Raw genomic sequence first — 7,874 nt, forward strand, 5'->3', positions numbered from 1 at the left:
GGGATTGGCAGCCTGCCGTATTTCACGGCGCGCCATGCCCTGGAGAAAGGGTTGATGGTGCAAGTGCTGCCGGACTGGACCTTTCTGGCGTCCTACCACGGAGGTGCCTGGTTGCTGCATTCGCCAACCCGATACCTGCCGCCAAAGCTTCGGGTGTTGATCGATTACCTGGTGGAGTGCCTGGAGAAGGAACCGACGCTGGGCAAGCCGGGTAAGTCGAATGGTCCGGGTTGGTCCCCATCGGAATATGAACTGCCGGAGAGTGACGGCCTGTTCTGAGCGAAAAAAAGGCCCGCATGTTCAACCATGCGGGCCTTTTGCATGACCAGTCGAGGATCAGTGCTTGCTGTCCTGGTTCGACAGCGCCAGCAGTTGTTTTTCCTGGTTCCAGTCGAAAGGTTCGTCGTTCTGTTCGGCTTCGAAGCGGCGTTCTTCCAGTGCCTGATACAGGTCGATTTCTTCATCGGACAAGTAGTGCAGGCAGTCACCGGCGAAATACCACAGCAGATCCCGCGGAATCAGGTGGGCGATTTGCGGATAACGGGAAATGACTTGAGTCAGGATGTCCTGGCCCAGGTATTGGCTTTCGATCGGATCGATCGGAAGTGACGCAAGCAGTTCGTCGAAGCGCTCAAGGAACAAGGCATGGCTTTCTTCGGGAACCTGCTCGGCCTCACCTACGGCGACCAGGATACTGCGCAGGTGGTCGAGTAAAACGAGATGATCGGCAACGATGTTGGACACGAGATAAGTCCTCAAGAGCAAAACGGGCGCAGGAGTATAAAGCGCCCGCGCCCGTTTTTACATGTCTGGAGGGATCAGCGGACTTTTCCCTTGGCCAGTGCCAAAGCCTTTTTGTCAAAGTCATCGACATCGATCACCTTGCGCCGGGCCGCTTCGGCTTCACGCAGGGTTTGGGCTTCCACCGGCTGCAACACGCCAGCCTCGAGCGCGGCATCGATCACCGACTCACCGGCCAGCGGTTTGACCTGGCCACTCTTGAGTGCCACGTGCAGCTTTTTCTGCAGTGGCTGTGCGGCGCTCAACAGATTGCAAGCGTGTTGCAATGCCCCGACCGGATCGTCGCTCGCTTGTGGGCGATAGCAACCCTGGAGCAATTCCTCCAGAGCAGGGTCGCCCTTGGCGCGGCCAATCAACGCAGCGACTTCGGCACCGAGTTTGTCCGATGGCCCTTTGTGCCGGCGACCGAACGGGAACACGATCACCCGCAACAGGCAGCCCACGACTTTGTTCGGGAAGTTGCTCAGCAGTTCATCCATGGCCCGTTCCGCCTGCCCCAGGCTTTCCTCCATGGCCCAGGCCAGCAGCGGCGTCATGTACGACGGTGAGTCGAGATCGTTGTAGCGCTTGAGTGCGGCAGAGGCCAGGTAAAGGTTGCTCAGCACGTCACCCAGCCGTGCGGACAGACGTTCCCGGCGTTTCAACTCACCACCCAGCAGCATCATGCTGAGGTCGGCGAGCATGGCGAAAGCAGCGGCCTGACGATTGAGTGCGCGGAAGTAACCCTGGCTGAGTTTATCGCCCGGGGTGTGTTCCAGGTGCCCGAAACCAAGATTCAACACTAGCGTACTGGCGGCGTTGCCCACGGCAAAACCGATGTGCTTGAGCAGCAGCTCATCGAATTCTCTGAGCGCCTGATCCTTGTCTTCACGGCCGGTGAGGGCCATTTCCTTGAGGACGAAGGGATGGCAGCGAATCGCGCCCTGGCCGAAGATCATCAGGTTGCGCGAGAGAATGTTTGCGCCTTCCACGGTGATGAAGATCGGCACGCAGTTCCATTTGCGACCGAGGTAATTATTCGGCCCCTGGATGATCGCCTTGCCGCCGTGCACGTCCATCGCATCGTTGATGCAGTCGCGGCCGCGCTCGGTCAGGTGGTACTTGAGAATCGCCGACAGTACCGACGGTTTCTCGCCCAGGTCGACCGCATTGGCGGTCAGCATGCGGGCGGCGTCCATCATCCAGGTGTTGCCGCCAATGCGCGCCATGGCTTCCTGAATGCCTTCGAAAGCGGCAATCGGCACATTGAACTGCTCGCGAACCTGAGCGTATTGGCCCGTCACCAGGCTGGTGAACTTGGCCATGCCGGTGCCCACCGCCGGCAGGGAAATCGAACGCCCGACCGACAGGCAATTCATCAGCATCATCCAGCCTTTGCCGAGCATCTCCTGGCCGCCGATGAGGAACTCCAGCGGGACGAACACGTCCTTGCCTGAGTTCGGGCCATTCATGAATGCGGCGCCCAACGGCAGATGGCGGCGGCCGATCTCGACGCCTGCGGTGTCGGTCGGAATCAGCACCAGGCTGATGCCCAGGTCTTCCTTGTCGCCCAGCAGGTGATCCGGATCGTAAGCCTTGAAGGCCAGGCCGAGGAGGGTGGCCACCGGGCCGAGGGTGATGTAACGCTTTTCCCAGTTCAGGCGCAGGCCGAGGACTTCCTGACCCTGCCATTCACCTTGGCAGATCACTCCGGAGTCCGGCATGCCGCCGGCGTCGGAGCCGGCCAGCGGGCCGGTAAGGGCAAAGCACGGGATGTCGTCGCCGCGTGCCAGACGTGGCAGGTAATGATTGCGTTGTTCGTCGGTGCCGTAGTGCAGCAGCAATTCGGCCGGGCCGAGGGAGTTGGGGACCATCACGGTAGTTGCGAGGTCGCCGCTGTGGCTCGCCAGTTTCATCGCCACTTGCGAGTGGGCATAGGCAGAGAAACCCTTGCCGCCAAACTCTTTGGGGATGATCAGGGCGAAAAATCCGTTGTCCTTGATGAATGTCCAGGCTTCGGGCGGCAGGTCCATGGATTGACCGAGCTGCCATTCACTGACCATGGTGCAGAGTGTTTCGGTCGGCCCGTCGATGAAAGCCTGTTCCTCTTCATTCAATTGCGCTTTGGGATAGGACAGCAGTTTGCTCCAGTCCGGACGGCCACTGAACAGTTCGCCGTCCCACCACACCGTGCCGGCGTCGATGGCATCGCGTTCGGTTTGCGACATGGGCGGCAGGGTTTTCTGGAACCAGTTGAACATCGGCGCGCTGAGCAATTTGCGGCGCAGGTCGGGCAGCAGCAAGGGCGCGGCGACGGCGGCGATCAATACCCAGTAAACCAGCAGCAACCAGCCCGGCGCACGGCTGAAAGCGCCCATTGCCACGACATAGACGGCCACGATGGTCAGGGCGGGCAGCGGGGCGATGCGGCGGTGGGCCAAATAAGCAATTCCGACCAGCAGTACCAGTATCCACAACAGCAGCATATTCATTCCTCCGTGAAACCAGGGCGAACCAGCCCACAGAGCTTAGACCGCATCCGCGAAACAGGCTGGTTGGAGCGATGTGATTGGAATCGTGGGAAACCCCGGATGATTTTCGTGCGACAGATGGGCCGCAAACGTGGAAAAAACGTTCATTGAGCGAGCGGCAAAGCGCCCATGTTTGGCCGAAATGTCGTTATCTCTGTGCTGAAGCTCTCGCTAGACTCGGGGCTTCCCCAGGAGACTATTCTCATGCACGAGTATCTGAGCCCCGGCCGCTTCATCGATAGTGACCATCCGTCCGTGGTGGAGTTCGCTGAAAAACACCGTGGCGCCAGTCGCGATCCGCTTGAACAGGCGATCAATCTCTATTACGCCGTGCGCGAAGCGGTGCGCTACAACCCGTACACATTCAGTCGCGATCCGCAGACCCTGCGCGGCAGTTATGCATTGGCTGCCGGGGAGAGTTACTGCGTGCCCAAGGCCACGTTGCTGGCGGGTGCCGCGCGGCATTGCGCGATTCCTGCGCGGATCGGCCTGGCGGATGTGCGCAATCATTTGTCGACGCCACGGCTGCTTGAATTGCTTAAGAGCGACATGTTCGCCATGCACGGCTACACCGAGTTTTATTTGCAGGATCGCTGGGTCAAAGCGACACCAGCGTTCAACCACAAACTCTGCGACCTGTTCAATGTGGCACCGCTGGAATTCGACGGGATCAACGACAGCGTTTTTCATCCCTTCAACCGCGATGGCGAGAAGCTGATGGAGTACCTCGTCGATCACGGCCAGTTCGCCGATGTACCTGAAGCGTTCTTTTTCGAACACCTGGAAAAATGCTATCCGCACCTTTTCGGTGAGCAACAGCAACCGCTGTCGGGCGACATGCAGAGCGATTTGAGTCGCGCCTGATCCGGCGTATGCTGCCTGCCCACTTACCGAAAAAGAGGCGGTCATGCTGAAGATCTGGGGTCGGAAAAACTCATCGAATGTCAGAAAGCCATTGTGGGCCGCCGAAGAGCTGGGACTGACCTACGAGGCTATCGATGCCGGTGGCGCCTTTGGTGTCGTCGATACACCCGAGTACCGCGCGATGAACCCCAACGGTCGGGTGCCGGTGCTGGATGACGATGGTTTTGTGTTGTGGGAATCCAACGCCATCGTGCGTTACCTGATGGCCCGTCACGCCGACGGCACGGCCTGGTATCCGGCGGATCTGCAAGCCCGCGCCAGCGCCGACAAATGGATGGACTGGACCACCTCAAGCTTTGCCGGCCCGTTCCGTACCGTGTTCTGGGGTGTGCTGCGTACCCCGGCAGACCAGCAGGACTGGCCCGCCATCAAGGCGGCGATCAAAGAATGCGACACGCTGCTGGCGATGGCCGATCAGGCGTTGGCGAGCAAGCCCTATCTGTCCGGAGACGAGATCGGCATGGGCGATATTCCCCTGGGCAGTTTCATTTATGCCTGGTTCGAGATGCCGATCGAGCGCGCGCCACAACCGCATCTGCAGGCCTGGTACGCGCGGTTGAAACAGCGTCCGGCGTATCAAAAGGCGGTCATGACCGCGTTGACTTAATACTCACTATCGACACGCTTGACTGTACTTGTGTGGCGGCGACAAGCACCATTGTGCCAAGTTGTTGCGGTTGTATTGTTCGCCGCCGCCCATACTTATCCCTTTCTTCCCTTCTTGGTGCGTAAATCAGATATGAGTTCCGCTCTGTCCATCCGGCAGCTAACCAAAACCTACGGCAACGGTTTCCAGGCCCTGAATGGTATCGATCTGGATGTCGCCGAAGGTGACTTTTTCGCCTTGCTCGGCCCGAACGGCGCCGGTAAATCCACGACCATCGGCATTCTCTCGACCCTGGTGAACAAGACCAGCGGCACGGTGAATATCTTCGGTCACGACCTGGACAGGAATCCTGCGCAGCTCAAACGCTCCATTGGCGTAGTGCCTCAGGAATTCAACTTCAATCAGTTCGAAAAGACCTTCGACATCGTTGTGACCCAGGCCGGCTACTACGGCATCCCGGCGAAAATCGCCAAGGAACGCGCCGAGCAGTACCTGACCCAGCTGGGCCTGTGGGACAAGAAGGACGTGCCGTCGCGTTCGCTGTCCGGCGGCATGAAGCGGCGCCTGATGATCGCCCGCGCGCTGGTTCATGAACCGCGCCTGCTGATCCTCGACGAACCGACTGCCGGGGTGGACATCGAGCTGCGTCGCTCGATGTGGAGCTTCCTCACCGAGCTGAACCAGAAAGGCATCACCATCATCCTCACCACCCACTATCTGGAAGAGGCTGAGCAGTTGTGCCGTAACATCGGCATCATCGATCATGGCACCATCGTCGAGAACACCAGCATGCGTCAGTTGCTCAGCCAACTGCATGTCGAAACCTTCCTGCTGGACCTCAAGGGCGTCCTGCCAGCCGCGCCTCAATTGCTCGGCTACCCGTCCCGGCTGATCGACAGCCACACCCTGGAGGTCCAGGTGGACAAGTCCATGGGCATCACCGCGCTGTTCACCCAGCTGGCGCAGCAGAACATCGAAGTGTTGAGCCTGCGCAACAAAACCAATCGCCTCGAGGAGTTGTTCGTGTCTCTGGTGGAGAAAAATCTGTCGAAGGTGGCGGTATGAGTTCCGAGCTGCGCCCCAACCTCGTTGCCCTCAACACCATCGTTTACCGTGAAGTCCGGCGTTTCACCCGGATCTGGCCGCAGACCTTGCTGCCGCCGGCCATCACCATGGTCCTGTACTTCGTGATCTTCGGTAATCTGATCGGTCGGCAAATCGGCGACATGGGTGGCTTCACTTACATGGAGTACATCGTGCCGGGGCTGATCATGATGTCGGTGATCACCAACTCCTACGGCAACGTGGTGTCGAGTTTCTTCGGCAGCAAGTTCCAGCGGTCCATTGAAGAACTGATGGTCTCGCCGTTGTCGCCGCACACCATTCTGATCGGCTACACCCTGGGTGGTGTGCTGCGCGGTTTGATGGTGGGGATCATCGTGACCCTGCTGTCGCTGTTCTTCACCCATTTGCAAGTACATCACCTGGGCGTGACCATTCTGGTGGTGGTGCTGACCGCGACGATCTTCTCGTTGCTGGGTTTCATCAATGCGGTGTTTGCGCGCAATTTCGATGACATCTCGATCATTCCGACTTTCGTGCTGACGCCACTGACCTACCTGGGCGGGGTCTTCTACTCAATCACCTTGCTGCCGCCGTTCTGGCAGACCGTGTCCCTGGCCAACCCGGTGCTGCACATGGTCAACGCATTCCGCTACGGCATCCTTGGCGTATCGGATATCCGCATCAGTGTGGCGATCGCCTTCATGCTGGTGGCGACCGTGGTGCTGTATCTCGGTTGTGCACGGTTGCTGGTCAGCGGGCGCGGGATGCGTACCTGAGGACGACCGAGTCGTCTGTATCGTCGGAACGCCGCCCGGAGCAAGCCCGCTCCCACAGGTTTCTGGTGTGAATGCGATTCATGTCACTCAGCAGATCCTTGTGGGAGCGGGCTTGCCCGCGATGGCGTCAGTCCAGACCCTGCATAAAAAATCGGCCTCCAAATGGAGGCCGTTTTGCATTTATCTCATCCGGCTCTTCTTGCGACGCTTCCATTGTCTGGCCACCCACCAGCGCCAATACGCCATCACCATGAAGTAGGACAGCGCACCGAGTGCCAGCCCCGTCACGACCGAGCCCAACAGAAACGGTTGCCACAAGGTCGAGATTTCTCCCCTGATCCATTCCCAGGTCAGCGAGTCCGGCAACTGCCGGGCGGGAACGTCCATCAGCCAGGCGCCGGCCTGATAGGTGCAGAAGAATACGGCGGGCATGGTGATCGGGTTGGTCAGCCAGACCAGGCTCACGGCAATCGGCATGTTGCCGCGCACGATGATGGCGAGGATTGCCGCCAGCAGCATCTGCAGCGGGATCGGCAGGAATGCCGCGAACAGACCCACCGCCATGGCGCGGGCAACGGAGTGGCGGTTGAGGTGCCACAGGTTCGGGTCATGCAACAGCGTGCCGAGAAAGCGTAAGGACTTGTGTTCCCTGATGCTCATCGGGTCTGGCATGTAACGTTTGAATAAGCGCCGGGGCATAAGGCTTCTCGGTCGGTCAAGGCGGCAAGTATGTCTGGATTCTATGAGCTGCCCATTCAGACTTTGTGACAATTATTGACGACGCCCATGCGACGGGCGGGCTAAGCCTTGAAGGGTACTCTCAAGGACGGGCTTATGCGCACAGGGATGATAGCGCTGGCGTTGGGTCTGCTGACCTTGCGCTTTTTACCGGCATTGCCGCCGGTCTGGTTGTGGCTGGCGATGCCGGTGGCGGGTTTGATGTTGCTGCCGTTCAGGACCTATCCGGCGGCGTTTTTTCTGTTTGGCTTGAGTTGGGCCTGCGCGAATGCGCAGTGGGCGCTGGATGACCGGTTGCCGCCGGCCCTGGACGGAGAAACCCGCTGGGTCGAAGGGCGGGTCACAGGTTTGCCCAAGCAAGACGACAGTGTCGTGCGTTTCGAATTGACCGACATCCAGTCCCGACGTACCCGGCTGCCGCGGCAAATGCGTCTGGCCTGGTATGGCGGGCCG

General features: G+C 59.5%; 8 protein-coding genes and 1 pseudogene. 6 read left to right on the forward strand and 3 right to left on the reverse strand.

Annotation, left to right across the window (positions count from 1 at the left end; genetic code table 11):
* Nucleotides 1-279 (forward strand): annotated as a pseudogene (locus PMI29_RS18865) (transcriptional regulator); the annotation flags it as partial.
* 57 nt (nucleotides 280-336) lie between these two features.
* Here PMI29_RS18865 and PMI29_RS18860 read toward each other — a convergent pair.
* Both PMI29_RS18860 and PMI29_RS18855 read right to left on the reverse strand, forming a co-directional pair.
* A complete protein-coding gene (locus PMI29_RS18860) occupies nucleotides 337-744 on the reverse strand; it encodes a PA2817 family protein (protein WP_007991629.1) in 408 nt (135 codons plus the stop codon).
* A gap of 74 nt (nucleotides 745-818) precedes the next feature.
* Complete coding sequence (locus tag PMI29_RS18855) at nucleotides 819-3,266, reverse strand: acyl-CoA dehydrogenase (RefSeq protein ID WP_007996633.1); 2,448 nt, start codon at nucleotides 3,264-3,266, stop codon at nucleotides 819-821.
* A gap of 249 nt (nucleotides 3,267-3,515) precedes the next feature.
* Here PMI29_RS18855 and PMI29_RS18850 point away from each other — a divergent pair, with 249 nt between their 5' ends.
* The 4 genes from PMI29_RS18850 (at nucleotide 3,516) to PMI29_RS18835 (ending at nucleotide 6,683) form a co-directional block, all read left to right on the forward strand.
* Entirely contained in the window at nucleotides 3,516-4,175 is a 660-nt protein-coding gene (locus PMI29_RS18850) for a transglutaminase-like domain-containing protein (RefSeq protein WP_007996635.1), read from the forward strand.
* 43 nt (nucleotides 4,176-4,218) lie between these two features.
* Entirely contained in the window at nucleotides 4,219-4,842 is a 624-nt protein-coding gene (locus tag PMI29_RS18845; RefSeq protein ID WP_007996637.1) for a glutathione S-transferase family protein, read from the forward strand.
* Nucleotides 4,843-4,974: 132 nt separating this feature from the next.
* Complete coding sequence (locus PMI29_RS18840; RefSeq protein ID WP_007996639.1) at nucleotides 4,975-5,907, forward strand: ABC transporter ATP-binding protein; 933 nt, start codon at nucleotides 4,975-4,977, stop codon at nucleotides 5,905-5,907.
* Nucleotides 5,904-6,683 (forward strand): ABC transporter permease, encoded by a 780-nt coding sequence (locus PMI29_RS18835; protein WP_007996641.1) that lies wholly within the window; start codon nucleotides 5,904-5,906, stop codon nucleotides 6,681-6,683. The genes PMI29_RS18840 and PMI29_RS18835 overlap by 4 nt, the downstream gene beginning before the upstream one ends.
* Before the next feature lie 180 nt (nucleotides 6,684-6,863).
* Here PMI29_RS18835 and PMI29_RS18830 read toward each other — a convergent pair whose 3' ends face one another.
* A complete protein-coding gene (locus PMI29_RS18830; protein ID WP_007996643.1) occupies nucleotides 6,864-7,382 on the reverse strand; it encodes a DUF2062 domain-containing protein in 519 nt (172 codons plus the stop codon).
* A gap of 135 nt (nucleotides 7,383-7,517) precedes the next feature.
* On the opposite strand from PMI29_RS18830, the gene PMI29_RS18825 reads away from it, so the two are divergent.
* On the forward strand, nucleotides 7,518-7,874 hold a 357-nt coding region (locus tag PMI29_RS18825), incomplete at its 3' end, for a DUF4131 domain-containing protein (protein ID WP_007996645.1).

The sequence above is a fragment of the Pseudomonas sp. GM49 genome (assembly GCF_000282355.1).
Classification (GTDB): Bacteria; Pseudomonadota; Gammaproteobacteria; order Pseudomonadales; family Pseudomonadaceae; genus Aquipseudomonas.

Excerpts from the sequence above, each read along its gene's own strand:
- PMI29_RS18855 (WP_007996633.1), bottom strand. The coding sequence starts at position 3,266 with ATGCTGCTGTTGTGGATACTGGTACTGCTGGTCGGAATTGCTTATTTG.
- PMI29_RS18850 (WP_007996635.1), top strand. The coding sequence starts at position 3,516 with ATGCACGAGTATCTGAGCCCCGGCCGCTTCATCGATAGTGACCATCCG.
- PMI29_RS18845 (WP_007996637.1), top strand. The coding sequence starts at position 4,219 with ATGCTGAAGATCTGGGGTCGGAAAAACTCATCGAATGTCAGAAAGCCA.
- PMI29_RS18840 (WP_007996639.1), top strand. The coding sequence starts at position 4,975 with ATGAGTTCCGCTCTGTCCATCCGGCAGCTAACCAAAACCTACGGCAAC.
- PMI29_RS18835 (WP_007996641.1), top strand. The coding sequence starts at position 5,904 with ATGAGTTCCGAGCTGCGCCCCAACCTCGTTGCCCTCAACACCATCGTT.
- PMI29_RS18830 (WP_007996643.1), bottom strand. The coding sequence starts at position 7,382 with ATGCCCCGGCGCTTATTCAAACGTTACATGCCAGACCCGATGAGCATC.